General features: G+C 58.7%; 15 protein-coding genes and 3 pseudogenes. 14 read left to right on the top strand and 4 right to left on the bottom strand.

What is annotated here, in order from left to right; translation table 11 throughout:
- Positions 1-47: 47 nt before the first annotated feature.
- The 8 genes from GA0061103_RS16350 (at position 48) to GA0061103_RS35050 (ending at position 7,538) form a co-directional block, all read left to right on the top strand.
- On the top strand, positions 48-1,358 hold the full coding sequence (locus GA0061103_RS16350) for an ABC transporter substrate-binding protein (protein ID WP_092712890.1): 1,311 nt from the start codon (positions 48-50) through the stop codon (positions 1,356-1,358).
- Positions 1,351-2,118: an ABC transporter ATP-binding protein gene (locus GA0061103_RS16345; RefSeq protein ID WP_092712888.1), complete on the top strand. Its 768-nt coding sequence runs from the start codon at positions 1,351-1,353 to the stop codon at positions 2,116-2,118. The genes GA0061103_RS16350 and GA0061103_RS16345 overlap by 8 nt, the downstream gene beginning before the upstream one ends.
- On the top strand, positions 2,115-2,843 hold the full coding sequence (locus tag GA0061103_RS16340) for an ABC transporter ATP-binding protein (RefSeq protein WP_092712886.1): 729 nt from the start codon (positions 2,115-2,117) through the stop codon (positions 2,841-2,843). The genes GA0061103_RS16345 and GA0061103_RS16340 overlap by 4 nt, the downstream gene beginning before the upstream one ends.
- Positions 2,840-3,736 carry a branched-chain amino acid ABC transporter permease gene (locus GA0061103_RS16335; RefSeq protein ID WP_092712884.1) on the top strand — a complete coding sequence of 299 codons (897 nt, stop codon included), beginning with the start codon at positions 2,840-2,842 and terminating at the stop codon, positions 3,734-3,736. The genes GA0061103_RS16340 and GA0061103_RS16335 overlap by 4 nt, the downstream gene beginning before the upstream one ends.
- Positions 3,733-4,752 carry a branched-chain amino acid ABC transporter permease gene (locus tag GA0061103_RS16330; protein WP_092712882.1) on the top strand — a complete coding sequence of 340 codons (1,020 nt, stop codon included), beginning with the start codon at positions 3,733-3,735 and terminating at the stop codon, positions 4,750-4,752. The genes GA0061103_RS16335 and GA0061103_RS16330 overlap by 4 nt, the downstream gene beginning before the upstream one ends.
- A gap of 39 nt (positions 4,753-4,791) precedes the next feature.
- Positions 4,792-5,577: a coniferyl-alcohol dehydrogenase gene (locus tag GA0061103_RS16325; protein WP_092712880.1), complete on the top strand. Its 786-nt coding sequence runs from the start codon at positions 4,792-4,794 to the stop codon at positions 5,575-5,577.
- A gap of 26 nt (positions 5,578-5,603) precedes the next feature.
- On the top strand, positions 5,604-7,049 hold the full coding sequence (locus GA0061103_RS16320; protein ID WP_092712879.1) for an aldehyde dehydrogenase: 1,446 nt from the start codon (positions 5,604-5,606) through the stop codon (positions 7,047-7,049).
- Positions 7,050-7,367: 318 nt separating this feature from the next.
- Positions 7,368-7,538, top strand: a complete 171-nt coding sequence (locus GA0061103_RS35050; RefSeq protein ID WP_167376596.1) for a hypothetical protein — start codon at positions 7,368-7,370, stop codon at positions 7,536-7,538.
- 699 nt (positions 7,539-8,237) lie between these two features.
- Here GA0061103_RS35050 and GA0061103_RS16315 read toward each other — a convergent pair.
- Both GA0061103_RS16315 and GA0061103_RS16310 read right to left on the bottom strand, forming a co-directional pair.
- Entirely contained in the window at positions 8,238-8,945 is a 708-nt protein-coding gene (locus GA0061103_RS16315; protein ID WP_208603532.1) for a LuxR family transcriptional regulator, read from the bottom strand.
- A 641-nt stretch (positions 8,946-9,586) separates the two neighbouring features.
- On the bottom strand, positions 9,587-10,675 hold the full coding sequence (locus GA0061103_RS16310; RefSeq protein WP_092712875.1) for a hypothetical protein: 1,089 nt from the start codon (positions 10,673-10,675) through the stop codon (positions 9,587-9,589).
- 572 nt (positions 10,676-11,247) lie between these two features.
- Here GA0061103_RS16310 and GA0061103_RS16305 point away from each other — a divergent pair.
- The 4 genes from GA0061103_RS16305 (at position 11,248) to GA0061103_RS16290 (ending at position 15,389) form a co-directional block, all read left to right on the top strand.
- On the top strand, positions 11,248-11,823 hold the full coding sequence (locus tag GA0061103_RS16305; RefSeq protein ID WP_092712873.1) for a PE-PGRS family protein: 576 nt from the start codon (positions 11,248-11,250) through the stop codon (positions 11,821-11,823).
- A gap of 104 nt (positions 11,824-11,927) precedes the next feature.
- Positions 11,928-13,643, top strand: a complete 1,716-nt coding sequence (locus tag GA0061103_RS16300; protein ID WP_092712871.1) for a type I secretion system permease/ATPase — start codon at positions 11,928-11,930, stop codon at positions 13,641-13,643.
- 14 nt (positions 13,644-13,657) lie between these two features.
- A complete protein-coding gene (locus GA0061103_RS16295; protein WP_092712869.1) occupies positions 13,658-15,103 on the top strand; it encodes an HlyD family type I secretion periplasmic adaptor subunit in 1,446 nt (481 codons plus the stop codon).
- A 7-nt stretch (positions 15,104-15,110) separates the two neighbouring features.
- On the top strand, positions 15,111-15,389 hold the full coding sequence (locus GA0061103_RS16290) for a transposase (protein WP_162747666.1): 279 nt from the start codon (positions 15,111-15,113) through the stop codon (positions 15,387-15,389).
- 413 nt (positions 15,390-15,802) lie between these two features.
- On the opposite strand, the pseudogene GA0061103_RS35360 reads toward GA0061103_RS16290, so the two are convergent.
- Both GA0061103_RS35360 and GA0061103_RS16280 read right to left on the bottom strand, forming a co-directional pair.
- Positions 15,803-15,907, bottom strand: a pseudogene (locus GA0061103_RS35360) (hydantoinase/oxoprolinase family protein); the annotation flags it as partial.
- Positions 15,908-15,960: 53 nt separating this feature from the next.
- A pseudogene (locus GA0061103_RS16280) lies at positions 15,961-16,056 on the bottom strand (LamB/YcsF family protein); the annotation flags it as partial.
- Positions 16,057-16,690: 634 nt separating this feature from the next.
- On the opposite strand from GA0061103_RS16280, the pseudogene GA0061103_RS35355 reads away from it, so the two are divergent.
- A pseudogene (locus GA0061103_RS35355) lies at positions 16,691-17,352 on the top strand (3'-5' exonuclease).
- A gap of 1,011 nt (positions 17,353-18,363) precedes the next feature.
- Positions 18,364-20,256 (top strand): methyl-accepting chemotaxis protein (locus tag GA0061103_RS16265; protein ID WP_092712860.1); only part of this gene is annotated, 1,893 nt, incomplete at its 3' end.

Here is a 20,256-nt window from a genome sequence, read left to right as displayed (position 1 = left end):
GGGGAACGCGGAGTTAAGAGGGCTCCGCCAAAGAGGGAGGAAATGGCATGACTGGTTTCAAGGGACGGATTTTGGGCGCCGGACTGACGCGGCGCGATTTTATAACCACCGCCGCAGCGGGCACGACCGCATTGGCCTTCGGTGGGCGCAAGGCCTTTGCCGCCGACGACACGCTGAAGGTCGGCTTCATCAGCCCGCGCACCGGGCCGCTTGGCGGCTTCGGCGAGACGGATGGCTACGTGCTCGATCTCGCGCGCAAGGCGCTGACCAATGGGCTGCAGGCCGGCGGCAAGACATGGAAGGTCGAAATCCTCGACCGCGATACGCAGTCCGATCCGTCGCGTGCCGGTCAACTGGCAAAGGATCTGATCAACAACCAGGCGGTCGATCTGATGCTGGCCGTCTCGACGCCGGAAACCATCAATCCGGTCGCTGATGCTTGCGAGGCCGCCGGCGTGCCGTGCCTGTCGACGGTCATGCCGTGGGAAGCCTGGTATTTCGGCCGCGGCGCCAAGCCCGGTGCTCCCTCGCCGTTCAAGTGGACCTATCATTTCGGCTTTGGCGTCGGTGAATTCCTGAAGACCTATATCTCGCAATGGAACCTGATCGAAACCAACAAGAAGGTTGGGGTGATGTATCCGAACGATGCCGACGGCAATGCCATCCGCGCCAATCTGGCGCCGGCACTCGCCAAGGCGGGCTTCACCATCGTCGATCCCGGCGCTTATGAGACCGGCACGACCGACTTCTCCTCGCAGATCGCGCTCTTCCGCCAGGAGGGCGTCGAGATCTTCAACAGCTTCCCGATTCCGCCGGATTTCGCCGCCTTCTGGCGTCAGGCTGCCCAGCAGGGTCTCATCCAGCAGATCAAGATCTGCCAGGTCGCCAAGACCGGGCTCTTCCCGTCCGACATCGAGGCGCTTGGCGACCTCGGCGTCAACATCGCCAGCGCCGCCTACTGGCACAAGGCCTTCCCCTACAAGTCGACGCTGACAGGTGTTTCGGGGGCCGAGCTTGCCGATGGCTACGAGGCAGCAAGCGGCAAACAGTGGACGCAGCAGCTCGGCGCGAGCCTGTCGCTGCTCGATGCCGGTTTCGACGCCTTGAAAGCTGCCTCGGATGCAAAGAGCAAGGAGGCCCTTGCCAAGGCGCTGAGCACGCTGAAGACGACGACGATCGCCGGCAAGGTGGATTTCACCAGCGGCCCCGTCGCCAATGTTTCGCCCGGCCCGATCATCGGTACGCAATGGGTCAAGGCGCCGGCCGGTTCGAAATTCGCGCTCGACTATGTCGTGACCGAGCACGCCACCGATCCGAACGTGCCCGTCGCGGCCAAGCTCATCGCTTACAATGGGTAAGGCTATCGTGCAGGGACAGGAACGACATAGGCCAGGGCAGGATTTCCTGTCGGCCAAGGGGATCCACAAGCGCTTCGGGGCGCTTGTGGTCCTCGAAAATCTTGATTTCTCGATGGGAGACGGCGATGCGGTCGGCATCGTCGGCCCGAACGGAGCCGGCAAGACGACGCTGTTAAGCGCGCTGGCTGGCGCCTTTCCGCTGAGTGCCGGAACCATTACCTTCGACGGCCGAAATGTGACCGCTTTGACTGCGGCCGATCGCTGCCGGTCCGGCCTCGTCAGGACGCATCAGATCCCGAAACCTTTCAGCGGCATGACGACATTCGAGAATGTCTTCGTCGCTGCTTCGCACGGCAAGACATCGAGCCGCGACGAAGCCTACGAGCGCGTCGTCGATTCGCTGCGGCTGTGCGGCATGCTCGGGGTCGCCAATCGTCGCGCGGACACACTTGGTCTTCTCGATCGCAAGCGGCTGGAGCTGGCGCGCGCGCTTGCCACCGGCCCGCGTCTGCTGCTGCTCGACGAAATCGGCGGCGGGCTGACGGATGGCGAAGCAAGCGAGCTTGTCGGCACCATTTTGGAGCTGCGGCGGCGTGGTATCGGCATCGTCTGGATCGAGCATATCGTCCATATCCTGCTGCAGGTCGTCGAACGGCTGATCTGCATGGATGCCGGCAAGATCATCGCCGATGGCGATCCGAAGGCCGTCATGAGCGATGCCGAAGTGGTGCGCGCCTATCTTGGAGGAGCGCCCGCATGAGCATTCTGTCCATTCGCAATCTCGATGTCCGCCATGGCCTGCTGCAGGCGGTGCGCGGCATCAGCTTCGATCTCGCCAAGGGAGAGGTGCTGGCGTTGGTCGGCGCCAATGGCGCCGGCAAGACGACCTTACTGCGTTCAATCGCCGGCGCGCATCTGCCGGCGGCTGGCCAGATCCTGCTCGATGGCGAAGACGTCACGGCCATTCCCTCGCACAAGCGCATCGCCAGGGGCATTGCGCTTGTGCCGGAAGGACGGCGACTGTTTTCGCAAATGACCGTCGAAGAAAATCTGCAGCTCGGCACCAGCGCCGGCCGCAAGGGCGACTGGACGATCGAGCGGATCTTCGATGCGTTTCCTAACCTGAAGCCGCGTCGGCACGCCAAGACCGGCCATCTGTCGGGCGGCGAGCAACAGGCAACCGCAATCGGCCGGGCGCTGATGAGCAATCCCGATATCCTGCTGCTCGACGAGGTCTCTCTCGGCCTGTCGCCGCTCGTCGTCGACCGCGTCTACGAGCAGTTGCAGGGGCTTCTGTCGTCGGGCACGACCATCGTGCTTGTCGAGCAGGATCTGGCGCGCGCCATGGGCGTGGCAAGCCGCGTCATCTGCATGTTGGAGGGGAATATCGTGCTCGACAGGCCGGCAAATGGCGTCACACGCGAGGAAGTGACCCGAGCCTATTTCGGCCTGCATCGGGCGACAGCCGAGAGGAGTGTGTCGTGACCAACACCCTTATTCAAGGCATCCTGCTTGGCGGCTACTATGCCGTTATCGCCTGCGGCCTGTCCTTCATGTTCTCCGTCATGCGCATCATCAATCTTGCGCATGGCAGTCTTGCGGTCGTCGCCGCCTATGGCCTCTGGCTGCTGGCCGCAAAACTCGGCATTCCGCCCTTCGCCGGCCTGCTGATCGTATTGCCTGTCATGGCTGTCCTCGGCTGGCTTCTGCAGCGCTTCGTTCTGGAGCGCAGCGCACGGGGAGGGGCGTTGCTGCCGATCCTCACGACCTTCGGCCTGTCAATCGTCATCGATAACCTGCTGTTCGAGCAATTCGGGGCGGATACGCGCTCGCTGGCGCCCTTCATCGGCAATCTCTCCTATGCGTCCTGGCAATTGCCCGGCCACGTCTTCGTTGGCAAGCTTGCCGTGCTGATGATGGTGACGGCGATCGTCATTATCGGCGGGCTGCAGTTTTTCTTGAGCCGCTTCGCGCTCGGCCGCTCCATTCGCGCTACGGCGGAGGATCCGGATACCGCCGGCCTCGTCGGCATCGATGCACGCCGCGTCAATGCCGTTGCGACGGCGATCACCATGGTCACGGTCGGTATCGCCGGCGCTTTCCTTGCCATGCGGGCAACCTTCAACCCTTATTCGGGCGGGCCGCAGCTGCTGTTTGCCTTCGAGGCCGCCGTCATCGGTGGCGCCGGTTCGCTCTGGGGAACCTTGGCTGGTGGCATCGTGCTCGGATTGTCGCAATCGATCGGTGCCCAGATCCATCCGCAGGGCTTCCTGATTGGCGGCCACGTCGCCTTCCTTCTCGTTCTCTTCGTGCGGCTGCACCAGTTCGGCTTCCTGAGCCTCGGTAAAGTTCGCGCGCTTCTTCGGAGCCCATCATGAGCACGATCGCACCTGGAATTTCCGTCGAGCGCTGGACCGCATCCTCGCGGATGACCCTGGCTGCCATGATGGTGGCAATCGGCCTTCTCGCCGCCGTGCCCAGCGTATCGAGTGCCGGCGTCACAGACCGTATGACGGTCCTCTTCATCTATGTGATCCTGGCGGCCATGTGGAACGCGCTGGCGGGCTTCGGCGGTCTGGTCTCGGTCGGCCAGCAGGTCTTCTTCGGACTCGGCGCCTATTTCACCATCCGACTGGCGGATGCGGGGCTCGATCCCTTCGTATCGCTGCTTGCCGCCGCAGTCGTCACCGGCGCGATATCGTTACCGCTCTCGTGGCTCATGCTGCGGCTGAAGGGCGGCGAATTTGCCATCGGCATGTGGGTGCTTGCCGAGCTTGCCCATCTGCTCGTCAATCTTGACCGGCTCATTCAGGGCGAAACCGGAACCTCGCTGATCTCCTTAAACGTCTACGATAGTGGCATGCGACGCGTGGCGATCTATTGGCTGGCGCTGGCGGCCATGGTCGGCCTGCTGGGTGCGCTCTTTGCCCTCATGCGGAGCCGGGCAGGGGCCGCGATGCAGGCGATCCGCGACAATGAGGATGCGGCAACCTCTGTCGGCGTCCGCGTTGCGGCGACGAAACGGCTGCTCTTCGTTCTTGCCGCCTTTGGCATCGCCGTTGCCGGAGGATTGTGGCTGGCAACCGCAGTCACCTTCCAGCCCAAGACCTATTTCAGTGTGCAGTGGACCGCCTACATGATCTTCATGGTGCTGGTCGGCGGCATCGGCAAGTTCGAGGGCGCGATCCTCGGCGCCATCCTCTTCTTCGTCATCGAGACCGTCTTCGGCGGAGCGGGCGTCTGGTATCTAGTCGGCCTCGGCGCGACCGCGGTGCTCTTCTCGCTCTATCTGCCGCGCGGCCTCTGGGGCGAGATCGAACGCCGCTTCGATCTGCAGCTCCTCCCCGTCGGCTACCGGCTGACCTTTTCTGATCTCTTCAAGGATAAACAGTAGCGGCGAGCTTTCGCTGCTTTTCATTAGAAAGGTGAAATCATGCTTTTTGGCAAAACCATCCTCATTACCGGGGTTGCCTCGGGCATCGGCGCGCGTGCCGCGGAGCTTGCAGGACAGATGGGAGCCGATGTCATCGGCGTCGACGTCCGCGAACCGTCATCGGGCACCGGCTCCTTCATCAAGGGGGATATTTCGAGCGCCGCCGGTGTCGAGGACATCGTCAAGCAGCTGCCCAATCGCATCGACGCGCTCGCCAATGTTGCCGGTCTCTCCGGAAATACCGGCGTCACGACGACACTGGCTGTGAATTTCTACGGCCTGCGCGCGCTTTCGGAAGCTGCAGCACCCCGGCTGCGCGAGGGTGGGGCGATCGTCAATGTCGCCTCGATCGCCGGCTATGGCTGGCGCGCCAATCTGGAGCGGGCAAAGACCTTGACTGACATTGAAGGCTTTCCGGATGTCGCCCGTCTGGTCAGCGAACACGGACTGAAGAACGAGGAGGGCTACCCGCTCTCCAAGGAATTGCTGCTGCTCTGGACGATGCGGGCTGCGCACCAGCCGCTCTTCAAGGAGCGCGGCATTCGCGTCAATGCCGTCAGCCCCGGTCCTGTGGAGACGCCGATCCTGAAACAGTTCCGCGCCGTGCTCGGCGATGCCCGCGTCGACAGCGATATCACCCGTGTTGGCCGCGCCGGTACATCGGCCGATATCGCGCCTGCCATCCTGTTCCTCTGCTCGGACGGTGCGCGCTGGATCAACGGCGCCAACCTTCCGGTCGACGGCGGACTGGAAGCCTCCATCAATGCCGACGTGATCGGCTTCTAAATACCATTCGCATCAGGAGACAAGAGATGAACATTTCCCTTCTCATCAACGGCGTCGACAAGCCGGCGGCCAGCGGCCGCATATATGACCGCCACGATCCCTTTACGGGAGAGCTGGCAAGCACTGCACCGGCGGCAGGGCCTGAGGATGTCGCAGCCGCGATCGAGGCTGCCTCCAACGCCTTTCCCGCCTGGTCGAGCACAGGGCCTGGCCAGCGTCGTAAGATCTTGGCCAAGGCTGCCGATATCATGGACTCGAAGGTCGGCGAGTTTACCAAGCTGATGATGGAAGAGACGGGGGCGACCGCGCCCTGGGCCGGCTTCAACGTCATGCTCGCGGCCAATATCTTGCGCGAAGCTGCCGCCATGACGACGCAGATCGGCGGCGAGATCATCCCGTCCGACAAGCCCGGCACGCTCGCCATGGGCGTGCGTCAGGCGGCAGGCGTTTGCCTGGCTATCGCGCCATGGAATGCGCCCGTGATCCTGGCGACGCGCGCCATTGCCATGCCGATTGCCTGTGGCAACACCGTGATCCTCAAGGCGTCCGAACAGTGCCCGGGCACGCAGCGGCTGATCGCGACCGCGTTGACCGAAGCCGGTCTGCCGGCTGGCGTCATCAACGTCATCACCAACGCGCCGGAAGATGCGCCTGGTATCGTCGAAGCGCTGATTGCCCATCCCACCGTCCGTCGCGTCAATTTCACCGGCTCGACGAAGGTCGGCAAGATCATTGCCGAATTGAGCGGCAAGCATCTGAAGCCGGCGCTGCTCGAGCTCGGCGGCAAGGCGCCGCTTGTCGTCCTTGAAGATGCGGATATCGATGGTGCCGTCAACGCCGCCATCTTTGGCGCCTTCATGCATCAGGGCCAGATCTGCATGTCAACGGAGCGCATCATCGTGCATCAGGCGATCGCCGATGCATTTGTTACCAAGCTTGCAGCGCGTGCCGCAGCTCTGTCCGCCGGTGATCCGCGCGGCCATGTCGTCCTTGGCTCGCTGATCAGCCTCGAGGCGGCCAAGAAAATGGAAGAGCTGATCGCCGACGCGCAGGCCAAGGGCGCCAAGCTGGTGGCCGGCGGCAAGCGTGACCGCACCGTGGTCGAAGCAACACTGCTCGACTTTGTCACGCCCGACATGCGCGTCTATTCGGAAGAATCCTTCGGACCGGTAAAGCCGATCATCCGTGTGGCGGACGAGGACGAGGCAGTGCGCGTTGCCAATGACACGGAATACGGCCTGTCGTCTGCCGTCTTCAGCCGCGACGTGCAGCGGGCGCTCGCTGTCGCCGGCCGAATTCAATCAGGCATTTGCCACATCAACGGCCCGACCCTTAATGACGAGGCGCAAATGCCCTTCGGCGGTGTTAAGGGCAGCGGCTACGGCCGCTTCGGCGGCAAGGCGGCGATTGCCGAGTTCACCGATCTCAGATGGATCACCATCGAGGATTCGGCGCAGCACTATCCGTTCTGAGAAACCGGGCGGCGGGCATCCGAACGCCGCCCAACACTAAATTTCGTAATGAACCAAAACCTATTGGGTTGGCTACGTTCCCTCATGATGGGGCTGCGGACAGACATCGAGCATGGCTTCACGCCGATATCAATGAGCAGCGATTAATATCTTTGCGACGAAGCACGAGCCGTAGCATCTGCGGAAGGACCGTGGAGTAGCATCCGAAACAGCGGCGCGCAGCTTTCCGCTGCGAATGCGCACCAGTTGAGGCGGCCACGGTCGGCCTAAGTATCTCCAGAATGTGAATGCTCACAACCCATACCGGAGAGACCAACCATGACCCGTCCAGATCCTATACCCGTCAATGCGGTGATGGTGGCCATCGACATTGTCAAAGTTCGCAAAGACATGCTGATCGAGGCTCGCTGCAAAAAACACCGTGGTCGGCTTTCGGTTCTCAATACGCGAGCGGAGCACGATCGTATAACCATGCATCAAAAGAGATAGTCAACCGCAAGACGCGCTACTCGGCTTTTATAACCCTGAAAGCGCCAGGCGTAGACATCGACCTCTATAGTGGGTTATCGCTGCGAAAGCTCGAATTGAAACCGAGATCGCGGCTGATAATGATATCGAGATCTGATGACGACAAGTAACACACCGGCCGAAGCAGCTCAAAGAAGCCTTAGGTGAAATCACGGGATGTCCAGTCAGTTCATTGGGCATGGGCTCCCGTTTAAAGATCACGTGCGCCTCTGGTGAAGTCCGATTGCTCTTGAAAGGATAAGAACCGCTGACCCTCCTATCAAGTGGCGGCCTGGTGCGACGAGCCGTGCATCGCGGCGGCGCGTAAGAGGGATATCCGGCAATCAAGACCGAGATACTTCCAACGGATCGATCCAGCGCGCCGGCAATCCTGTCCTTAGACCGTAGGATGATGTAAAATCCATGTCTCGGATTGGCTAACCGCTTCTTGGAGATTTGCCGCGTTAAAGCTGCGGTGAAGCCGTCGGGTTTAAGCGGTAGCGCCGCCAGAGCCTCTTCCCGGGTGAATATCGAGAACCCGGCCATAAGCTTTTTTTCAATGTAATCATCCAGAGACGGCATTCGCAGATCACACGCAAAAACAAGCAAGATAATAGGGGTTTTGCATGCAATTGGTCTGTTGCGCAGCTCCGGCATCGACCATGTTGGCACTTGCGATACCTAATTCGGGGAGGCGTCATGCCCGCCCCCGGCTCTTCGAACCAGGCGAGCGACCACCTCAGTCCGGTTCTGCGCCTGCAACTTACGCATTATGTGTTGCAGATGCATCTTCACCGTATGGCCTGACAAATTGAGTTTTCCTGCAATGACCTTGTTTGAGCAGCCGCATTGCAACTCTGCGAGGACCTCCGCCTCCCTGGGAGTGAAATCGGCAATCGTCCAATACTGCGTCCTTTCATCCAAACTTTTCTCCGCCTCGTTTCTGGCGGGAGCATGCTCGTTTGATTCATCTGCAACAAAGCCTAACAGCTGAGGGCAGAATGTTCCTCCCGCGAGAACGAGACGAAGGCCGGCAAGGGCGATATCAATGGGAAGTGACGTCGAAAAGAAGCCGCGAATGCCCATTTTGAGCGCCTGACGAACTATGTCGACATCATCCGTACCTAGAAGCAAGGTGATGGGAGCCTGAGGAAACCGCGCGGCAATTGCCGCGAGATCGTCACGCAGGCTTGTACTCTCGACATCTCTGCCGGCCAGATCTAGCGCAATCAAACGTACCTCGGCTCCGAGAGCTCTATCGAGACTCTCTGTCGAGATCATGTCGACAAAATTCCACCCGGCAAATTCACGCTCAAGAAGCTTCACCACAGTCGTACGCGCCAATGTGGAATGCTGAATAACGACAATAGTTGGTATATTGCGCCCCATATGACGCTTGGCTTTGGCACTGTTGGACAATTGACCGCTCCCCGGAATATTTGCAGCCCAACCGCAACCCAGATTATTCCCGCTCTCGTTTCATGTCATGACACAAAAAAGAGGTACTATCGATATCAATAGTCTTATCTCTCACGATAGTTGTCATAGAGTGCAATTGCTCAAAGACAGTCAACCTTTGCATGTATAATGCATCGAAATCTTCATTCACGAGGATATATTTCGTCGATTCCATTCTTAAAACCATACACAGAAAGCGTGTCAACAAAGCTGTCGATAGTGTTAAAAATACATATGATCTTCTACAAATACATGTAGGAAAAGCAGCTAGATGTCATTCTCTGTCGATCAGCTTCGTTTTAGGCACAGCTTTCAACTTAAAGCAGCTGCAATACCGAATCGGCACCTATAGATGCCGGCCAGACATAGCGGCCTCGAACGGTCGAGATCTATAGCAACATAAATTGAGTTACGGCGGAATATTCTGCATCCCGGTGACCGGACATTCCGCACCATGTCTCTCCGAGAGGCAAAGGCCAAACGGATGAAGCAATCCAGCATATGGTTTTTAATGGCGTGGAAGACGGCTTCATGAAGTTGAGCCTTCACAATGCCAGCAAGGAGACTATCTGTCAGGTATGTACGAAGCCCAGAATGTCATCTACGAGAGCCGAATGGGCGTCCGTAAGGTTGCCGCCGCCACCATGGCCACCGACGCCGGCCAATTGAAGTGCATGCTGATCGTAGAGAACATGGTCGATCTGCTGGGCATCCGCCGTCCCACCGGCAGGAACTGCGATATTGATGGGATGGAAATAGGCGAGATTGACGTCAACCATGCTGCCGGTCGACGATCCAACTCCACCGCCGCCAGCTTCATGGTTGCCGGTAAAAATCGTCCCCGATGACATGTTGAAGCCACCGCCGTTGCCGCCGATGCCGGCAATCTGCATCGTGCCCTGATCGAAAATCGCATTGTTTGTCTGATGGGCTTCCGCCGAACCGCCTGCAGCACCTACGGCGATGTTGATCGGGGAGAAAATGGCTACGTTCACATCGACCATGCTGCCGACGAAAACTCCGTTGCCGCCATGCCCCGCATAATTGTCACCGGTAAATGTAACTGCGGTTCCCGGGCTCGCCGTCGAGTCGTGGATCGCGACATTATGGTCCCCGCCGGAGCCGCCGATGCCGCCCATCTGGGTTGCCCCCTGCAGAAACATGGCGTTGTTCGTTTGATCGGCGTGAGCCTCAGCGCCAGGGCCAACCGCCACAGCCGTGTTCACAGGGGCAAACACGGCAACATCGGAGCTTACGAGCCCACCAAAAAAGAGGCCGTTGCCACCGGTGCCGGCATGATTGACGTCACCGCCGCCGCCGATGGCAGCATTGCCGCTTCCGCCATTCCCGCCGAGCCCAGCCATTTCGGTGGGATGCTGATTGACCAGCGCATCGTTACCCTGGAAGGCGTCTGCACTCGAATGAGGTCCCGCAATGGCCGCATTGGAGGGCACGAAGACGGCCAGTGCGTTGCTGTCGATCACGCCGTCGCTTATCCCATCGCCGCCGCTGCCAGCTGAATTGTAGTTCGGACCCGAAGAGACATCCAATGGAAGCCAGGTCGGCACCAGAGCCAGATGCCCCGCAGCCAAATTGGAGGTGAGGTTCTGATCGGCACCTGCTTTGAGCAAGTCTTCCGATAGGGGACGAATTTCCGTCATAACCATCTCCATTGCACGATCAACCGCACGTCCCACGGAGCGTGCAACTTATGCAGCCAGAATTTTGCGGACATTGTGCATCTGAACGTGAGAAAAGCAGAGCCTGCAATTCGTCTACATCCTATCGGCTAGTATCATAGCCATTTGGCTATCATGGATGTAGCACCCCGCCATGCGAATTTGAGGGCGTCAAAGCCGCCCTTGGAGCAGAGACCCGACATGTTGCCCTGCTTTTCTCGCAACGGTTTTCGGCTCCGAGCCAACCCTCCTCAGAACCCCGGAATCCAGCCTGTTCGCTTGAACCGCCTTTGCTTCGAAAGGCTAGGTGCGTCGATCAGGCCGCGGACTTGATCACGACCATATCATCTGGTGCCTATCGCTACGCACCGAGATCAAACTGCGCTCCGTCATTTCCAAGCATACGCCTGAAGGAGCGTCACCGAATATCTAGATAGATCGCGGATTTAACCGCAGGTAATATTCACCCGCGGTTGTATTTGCTGGCGGTGAGATGCTGGATACCTATGCCGTAGAACCCACACGGACGAAACGAAGTTGAAGGAGGGATATCAATGCCTATTCCACAAATATCGGACACGATTCAATTCAGTGACCCGGTTGCCGGCGACGGAAGCGCCGGCAACGGCGGCGATGGCATTAGCCATGGCAATATTGACTACAATCCGGTTGCGTATGTCGCCAATGTGCAATCGGTCGAAGGAGCATCTACCGATCTGCACAACGGCGACCATGTCGGGCAGATGGCGGATTGGACTGCGGGCAGCGGCGGACCTGGCGGCTTTGCTCAAGCCCAGAATGGCTTCCTGGCGGCGGTCACGAACAGCGGCGCCGGCGGCGCTGGCGGAGATTCTCACTCCAACGGCAGCCAAGGAAGCGTGAGCGGCGGCGACACGGCAGCGGTAAGCGCCGATACCACGGCGACGCAATACACTCAGCTTCTAGCCGATCAGCATGCCACCATCCTCGCCGGTGTCGGCGGCAACGGTGGTAACGGCAACATGGCTCGTGGCGGTGACATCTCGGCAGCGTTGGTTCACACGGACCCGTCAACGACGACTGTGAACAATGCTCTCGATCATTTCTCGAACGACTTTGGCCATATCGATCTCAGCCATCTTGGCTCATGAACCCCAGGCCCTGCGGGTCGCCGGCTTCGGCTGGCGACCCTCATAGGCTGCGAAACCCACCGGCAGCCTTGTCTTGTCAATATCAAGTGGAGCGAGATCGGATAATGGCAACGCCTTCTGTAACGCCATCGCGCCCACAGACACAGCTCGTTGTCGCGCTTCGGGCTTGCGCCGGAGCCCTCGGGTTGGTTTTCCTCTATAGCTGCGGCTACAATCTCTTTCTTCTAGCGCCTTCCGTCTATCTCCTGCAGATCTATGACAGGGTCCTGTCGAGCCGAAGCGCCGATACGCTTCTGATGCTGACAATGATCATCGCTATCGCCGTGGTAGTCGGAGCAACGCTGGATATCGTGCGCAGGGCAGCTCTTTCGCGCATCGGCAGCTGGCTTGATCACCGGCTGCGGCCCATGGTGCTCACCGCATCATTCGAATATGCCGCGCGCGCCGATGCAGGAGCCGCCACGGAGTGCTACAGGGATCTTACCACCTTACGCCAATTCCTCGATTCACCGGCAAGCTCCCTGTTTTTTGACGTCCCCTGGGCGCCGGTCTTCCTGCTCCTGCTCTTTCTTGTTCATCCGCTGCTCGGGGCGATCGGCCTTCTGAGCGCGCTGGCGCTTCTGCTGTTTGCGTTCCTCACGGAACTGGCGACGCAAGAGCCGCTTACCCGCGCCAATCTCGCCCTTTCGAGGAGCTATATGCGATTCGCGAACGCGCTCAAAAACATCGAGGTCATCCGGGCAATGGGCATGCAGTATGGTGCAGCGCTGCTGGTCTATCGCGATGCGGAAATGGCAAGAAGAGCACAGGACGTCGCGATGCATCGGACGGAGATCATTCTTGGTTTCTCCAAATCGATCCGGACACTCGCGCAGATCCTGATGATGGGATCCGCCACATGGCTGGTGCTCGCGAGCAACAGCAGCCCCGGCATCATCTTCGTTGCGAGCCTGCTGCTCGGGCGCGGGCTCGCGCCGATCGAAGGCGCGATAGGTGCATGGCGCTCCTTCACGTTTGCTCGCAATGCCTTCAATCGCCTGAACCGAATGCTGATCGCCGTTGCATCGGAACGCGATGCCAGAACGGTGCCGCAACCGGAACCCAATGGCCTTGTTCTCGACAATGTCGGCTATATTCAGCCATTCGCCAACAGGCAGATATTGGCTGGTATCACATTGCACCTGGCGCCTGGCGATTGCATCGCCCTCATCGGCCCGTCGGGATCGGGAAAATCGACGCTAGGTCGCGTCATAGCAGGCGTTGTGCAAGCAACGAGCGGGTGCGCTCTTCTTGGTGGGGTAGATATTTCGGCTCTGCGCCTTTGCGGAGGGACCCACCACGTCGGATATCTGCCGCAGGACATCGAGCTCTTCGGCGGAGCTATCAAGGATGTAATCGGCCGGCTGGATGGAGGAGATCCCGCCAAAGCGATCGATGCCGCGAAGCTGGTTGGATTGCACGAGGCGATCATGCGGCTGCCAAAGGGCTATGAGACCGATATCGGCGAAGGTGGAAGCCTGCTCCTTCGCGCTCAGCGCCAGCAGCTGGGACTGGCACGGGCGGCCTATGGGAATCCGTCCCTCATCGTTCTCGACGATCCGAACTCGAGCCTGGACTATGACGGCGAACGCATGCTGTACAAGGCGATTGAGCGCATGAAATCGAGGGGCATGACCGTTGTTATCATAACTCACCGGATGGGTATCCTGCCAGTTACCAACAAAATTGCCATTATGCGCAACGGGACTGTGGCTGCCTTCGGCGACAGTGAGCGGATTTACGAAACTTATCTTCAACCGCCATCTCGAACAGGAACGTAGGGAGGGACGCGGTCATGACCCTTGTTCAACTGGATGCTACGCTGGCGAGATTTTCAAATTCGTCACGAGCGAGCCAGCGCTTTGCGGAACGATCGATGGCGACAGTCAAGCAACAGGCAGTCTACGCGCCAGTGCTCGGGACGAAACAGCGCGGCCCCGCCCCCCCTTCGCCCATGCCGGGGCTCAGGGGCGTAATGTGGACGGGGAACCTGTTGATCGGCATCTTCATAGTCGGATTGGGAATCTGGTCGGTCCTGGCGCCGCTGAAAAGCGCAGCGGTTGCATCGGGCGTCATCGAACCGGAGTCCAGCCGCAAGACCATTCAGCACCTGGAAGGCGGCATCGTGCGGCGGATACTCGTCAAAAACGGCGATGCGGTCACGGCCGGACAAGTCGTGATAGAACTCGACGACACGAAGTCCCGCTCGGAGCGTGACAGTATTCAAGGGCAACTTTGGGACGCCGAAGGAAGCCGCGCCCGCCTGCTTGCCGAGCAGACGGGCGCTGACCATATCGCCTTTCCGCAAGACCTCAGGGCAGCAATGGACAAAGATCCTTCGGTCGGCGCGATTATGACCGGACAACGGAAAATCTTCGAAGCGCGTCGCCAGGTCATGCAGGCGGAAGCTGGTATCACCAATGAGAAAATCGCGCAGGTGCGCCAGGAAGTCATCGGACTTGGCGCACAGAAGGCAGCACTGACCGACAGAGCGGCAATCTCGCAGCAGGAACTGGATCAGGTTACGACCCTCAACGCCAAGGGATTGGAACGAAAGAATACCGTTCTCAACCTACAGCGGGAAAAAGCAGACCTTGCCGGCCAGCAGGGTCAGGTGGAGGCGCAGATTTCGCGCGCCTACCAGGTGATCAGCGAGGCACAGGCCGATCTTGCAAAGCTTGAGAGCGACCGGCTGAGCGAAGTCGCGCAAGGCATGCGCGACACGGAAAATCAGATCATGCAATTGCGCGAGCGCTTGTGGGCGATCGACGACCAGCTTTCAAGGACCGATATCCGTGCTCCCGAAGATGGAACAATCATGAACCTGCGCATCCACACCGCCGGCGGAGTGATCGGCGCGGGCGAGCCACTCGTCGATCTTGTGCCGCGCAGCGATCGTCTCATCGTGTCCGCCCACGTCAGACCGGAAGACATCAATCTCGTCCGTGCAGGACTTGAGGCGCAGGTTCACCTCCTTCCATACAATCAGCGGCGCGTTCCATTGCTGAAAGGCCGGGTCGAGTATGTATCGGCGGACCGTCTTACCGACGCGCAGAGCGGCCAACCATACTTTGCTGCGACGATCCGAGTAACGGACGAGCGGTTGGCGAAGATGAGCGATGTCGAACTGGTCGCAGGCATGCCCGCACAGACACTGATCGAAACGGGCAAAAGCAGCGTGGCGTTCTATGCTGTCAGACCACTTCTCGACAGTTTCCACAGAGCATTTCGTGAGGACTGAAGCGGTGATGGGCAAGAGAAAATTCGACGACGACCAGATTTCCGGCATTCTGAAAGAGCACCAGGCTGGGGTGACGGTTGCTGATGTTTGCCACAAGCACGGCATCAGCGAACCGACCTTCTATCGGTGGCAATCCCTTCATTTCGGAAATGCCGGTCTCGATTCCAAAAGAATGAGAGCACTGATGGAGGAAAATCAGAAGCTCAAGAAACTTTTGGCCGAAGCCATGCTCTCCGCAGCAACACTGAGCGAGATGCTGGCGAAGACATCGAATGGGCGAAACTAACCTCCAATCATGGAGTGAGCCGCGTTCGGCCCTTTTTATATCAGGGCAGGCAGTATGTTTTTGGCCAAGTAGCCTCAGAAATGGAGGGCAAAGGAATACGGCTCAAAAGCTAGTAAGCTCTATCATCATGTGGCCTAGCTCTCGAAGGAATCCCAATCGCTTCCGACTATGATGGACAGATAAAGGTCCACTGTGGGACGGTATTAAGCCGATCGGAATAGACTATTCTTTGGCAGCAATCATATTCTGCTCGACGAGTTGAATGATGCCGGCGGCGGGGTTAACGCCGAGGCCAAGTGGTTTTGCCACATGCGTCTCGATCGCTTCCACAGCCTTTCCAGGCTCAAGATTATCACCCCGCCCGCATATGGACCCGGCTTGAGCCTCCCGAGCACGGGCTGCGCATCGCTTACGGTCGGGCGCGTGCCGCCACGACCGTAACATGCCGGTCCAGGCGTCAAGCCCGCGCCTTCCGGTCCAGCTCTTAGAAGCCCCGCACGGTCCACGGAGGCGATCATGCCTCCGCCTGTGCCGACCGGGTGGATATCGACGGAAGGAATGTTCAAATGATATCACCATGGACACAGATCGATTGTGCCTCGATCGCGATATCTGTCCCGTCGACAGCCGTTACCCGGCCCTCCTGCACGAGGCGCAGCATTCGTGCGCAACCCTCGCGGCTATCCGTTGATCGTCCACGGAGCTTCCGATGCTTTCGTACCTTTACAAGGCGAGACAAGCCTGTTTGGTTGACTCGAGGCGTGGGCCGGCAGGATCGCGCTCATATGCCTCCAGATAATCCTTCTGCTCTGCGACCCGCAAGCGAAACGTTTCGACGACATTCCGCGCGCCGGCCTTAGGCCTATCCGCCTTCTTGGCAGACCATTTCTCAATAAAATCCGTCACAACGATATGTTCCATAGCTTTGAGATGCATTGTCGAAAGATCCTGCATCTCCCAGCGGACACACCCTAGTCCCTCATGTATTGCCCCTCATGTATTGCAATGGCAGTTCAATGATTTGCGCGCGCATCGTTCGCCCTGTCACCGGAGTTTAATCCGGTGACAGGGCAGACCGCCGACGGGTGGCAGTGGTGTCGGCGACCGGGGGCAGTCATGCACTATCTGAATAGAGCTGCCTTGAACATTGGACCTTGGTCTGATGACGATCTCCCATTGCAATTTTCTGCTCCTTCAATCCAATCTTTTGCACACAATATCGGTGGGTATCGACGTGCCCATGAAGCCGAACGCTTTTCACCTTGAGATCGGCTCTTTAGACTTCCCATCCTATTGATTGGATGGCCAATGACGTCCCAGCTCGACATGTTTTCGCAGAATGCACAGACCGTTCGCAAAACGTCGGCATCAAATTTGCGCGATCGGCACTACTCCAAAGCCAGGGCTATCCGCTCCGAGGCATCATTCTCGATACAGAAACCACCGGTCTCGATTCGAGGAAAGACGAGATCGGAAATGTCACCGACGCCATGGTCCTCGGCCAGATGATCGACATGCCGGCGGTGCGGGCGCTCATCGAGCCCGAAGATCCCATCATTGCCCATAATGCCGGCTTCGATCGTCCCTTTTGCGAGGCCTTTTCTCATTTTTCTCCGCAAGGCCTGGGCTTGCTCGAATTCTGAGATCGATTGGAGTGCCAGAAGATATGAGGGAACCAAACTCGGCTATCTCGTCAATCAGAGTGGCTATTTTCATATCGGACACCGCGCTGTCGATGATTGTTTCGCGCTGTTGGAGGTGCTGGTGCTCTCCCAGAGCGATAGTGATCAAACACCTTTTGCCGAGCTTTATCAGACAAGCCAGCGGTCCCGCGCGCATCTTCGCGGCGAACGCACCCTTCGACCTGAAGGACCAGCTCAAAGAGCGAGGCTATCGCTGGGAGGATGCCGATCCGCCAGTTCAGCGTCTGACAGCGTTCGAGCGGTTCCGGAGCCGAAAGTAGTTACAACTCCAGTTTTTCTGTCCACCAGCTTGTGACACCATCGAGAGGCTTGGTTGCGGCCGCGGAGTCGAACCGCCTGTTTCGGCTTACTTTCACCGACGAGCGCACCGGCGCTCCTGGCCGCATCTCCCCTGACTTGCGAACTCAGGATCAGAAGTCTACGACCGACGCGACAGTTTTCCAGCTCCCCAATAGTACTAAATCGTCTGCACCTTCCGCGCTAACAATTCCTCCCTACGCGTCTAATCTCGACCGGAGCGTTCGGTTTGCATGCATCGATTGCCGGAAAGAGACCCCTCTCGACACTATACATCGAGGCATCTAATACCGCTTGGGATTCTCAACCCTCTCAACGGGATGGAATCTGCCGATGCCCTACTCGGTTTGAACCTTCCGTTGCACCTGATCTTTCACCAAGCCAAAGCGACCTCTCATGATGGACCACCCACCATACAACCAAGAAATTACGGCACTTGGTGAGAACTGAACCACAGAACCCCAGCAACCTCCGATAATTGAACGGTCGCGATGCGACGTGCTTAGGGCAATTTTCTGCCAGTCCTGCTGCGCGGATCATCGACCGCATCTCTTTTTGTGCGGATACGTTTTGCCTCAAGTCAGGTCGCCTTGCATGTGTCGGGCTCCGAAATTCGTACAATATACTTGCCGTCGAGATGATATGATCATCGCTTGCCTTTTAATTGCATAACCAGCAAATATTCGCTTTAGTTGCCTTGATATAAACGAAATGAAATTTGCTGCAATCAACGGTTAATAGGCAAATAAAGGCACAGCAATCAGCATAATATTTAACATTAAATTTATGCAATATTCCAGCAATCTTAACCACTTTGTCAGGTAGAGGGCGCTCTCATCGTTACGCAGCGCCATAGGCGGCGAGCAGGAAGCTCCTTCTCTGTACTGTCCCTATCATCCGAAGCGGGTCATCGCTGGCGTGCAACCATGCCGTCGCACTAGCGGTCTCCACTCTTTACCGAGAGCGACCAAGCCATGTCATTTCTTCAGAACGTCAAGATCAGGACTAAGATCCTATCAGTGATCATCCCGATCTGCATGATCGGCATTGGCGGAGCGCTGCTCATATCATCGCAATATCGCGACACCGTAGGCAGCTATTCCAAATTCATATCCACAGATGAAGCTGCTGCGGTCCAGATGTCTATGGCCAATCAAAGATTGGCTGCGCTGAGCTATAATGCCTATCAAATCCTGGTCTACAGCTCGAAAGATCAGGAAATGGCTAGCTTCCTCACCGGCTATGAGGAGAATAGGCAGGCACTCCTGGAGCGCTTCGCAAATGTCAAACAATCCCTGCCTGAACAAGCAGATGCGATAGAGCCGCTTTTGGCAAGGGCCAAAGATATTCTTGTCCTAACCGACAAAGCCGTAGCCGCTGGCAAACTCGATGATAATGACACAGCAACAAGCATGCTGAAGCAAGCAGATAAATTGATCGGCGAAGAAGCCCTTGCCATTCGGCATTGGGTTGAGACCAATAATCAGAACATCAGCGCCAAGAGCGATGAATTGGGCGCCCATGCAGCAGCTACCATCACCGACACCCTGATCGCGCTTGGCGTTCTTTTCGCGGCTGCGGTCGTAATCGCGGCCTTTGTCTCGGCGCGCGGGATTGCCGCCCCGATCGAACGGCTGCGGGCACGCATGGTATCGCTTGCGGACGGCAAGACCGATGAGCAGATCGCCGGCATTGGCCGCAAGGACGAAGTCGGCCAGATGGCTGCTGCCGTCTCCATCTTCCGCGACCATGCCATCGAGCGGATAAGACTGGAACAGGAGGCGAGCGCCAATCGCAGCCTCTCCGAGAAGGAAAGGCTGGAGCGCGAAGCGCAGAAGGCCAAGGATGCGGCGGACACGCAATTTGCCGTCGATGGCCTGGCAAGCGGTCTGGCCGAGCTTTCGAACGGCAATCTGGTCTATCGCATCGAGCAGCCCTTCGTTGATCACCTCGACCGTCTGAGGGCCGATTTCAATGCCTCGATGGCGAAGCTGGAGGAAACGCTGCGCTCCGTTGGCCAGGGAGGTCAGGCCATTGCCGCCGGCGCCAGCCAGATCCGGTCTGCAGCCGATGATCTTTCCAAGCGCACCGAGCAACAGGCAGCCTCCGTCGAGGAGACGGCGGCCGCACTCGAGGAGATCACCACGACCGTCAAGGATTCCACCCGGCGCGCCGAGGAAGCAAGCTCGCTGGTCGGACGCGCGCGCATCGGCGCCGAAAAATCCGGGGAAGTCATGCAGGAAGCGATTGCCGCCATGGAGGCAATCTCGAAATCCTCGGGCGAAATCAGCAATATCATCGGTGTCATCGACGATATCGCCTTCCAGACGAACCTGCTGGCGCTCAATGCGGGCGTCGAGGCGGCGCGGGCGGGAGAAGCGGGCAAGGGCTTTGCCGTCGTCGCCCAGGAAGTCCGTGAGTTGGCACAGCGCTCCGCCACGGCCGCCAAGGAGATCAAGGCGCTGATTTCCACATCCGGACAGCAGGTCGACAGCGGCGTCGATCTCGTTACCAAGACAGGGCACTCGCTGCAGCAGATCGTCAAGGAGGTCGAAGACATCGACCGCAACGTGCGGGCGATCGTCGAGGCCGCCCGCGAGCAGGCGACCGGCCTGCAGGAGATCAGCACGGCGGTCAACAGCATCGATCAGGGAACACAGCAGAATGCCGCCATGGTCGAGGAATCCACCGCGGCAAGCTACAGCCTTGCCAAGGAGGTGACGGCCCTGAATGAGCTGCTCGGACAATTCGATCTGCAAAGTGGTCGCAGCCATGCGCGGCCAGCTGCCGCGACGGAGCGATCCAGCCCTGCCGCCTCGCCTGCACGGGCGCTGCGATCCAGGATCGCCGGCGCATTCGGTGGTTCC

The sequence above is a fragment of the Martinezella multihospitum genome (assembly GCF_900094585.1).
GTDB classification, from domain to species: domain Bacteria; phylum Pseudomonadota; class Alphaproteobacteria; order Rhizobiales; family Rhizobiaceae; genus Rhizobium; species Rhizobium multihospitium.
This window is presented reverse-complemented; position numbering and strand designations above follow the sequence as displayed.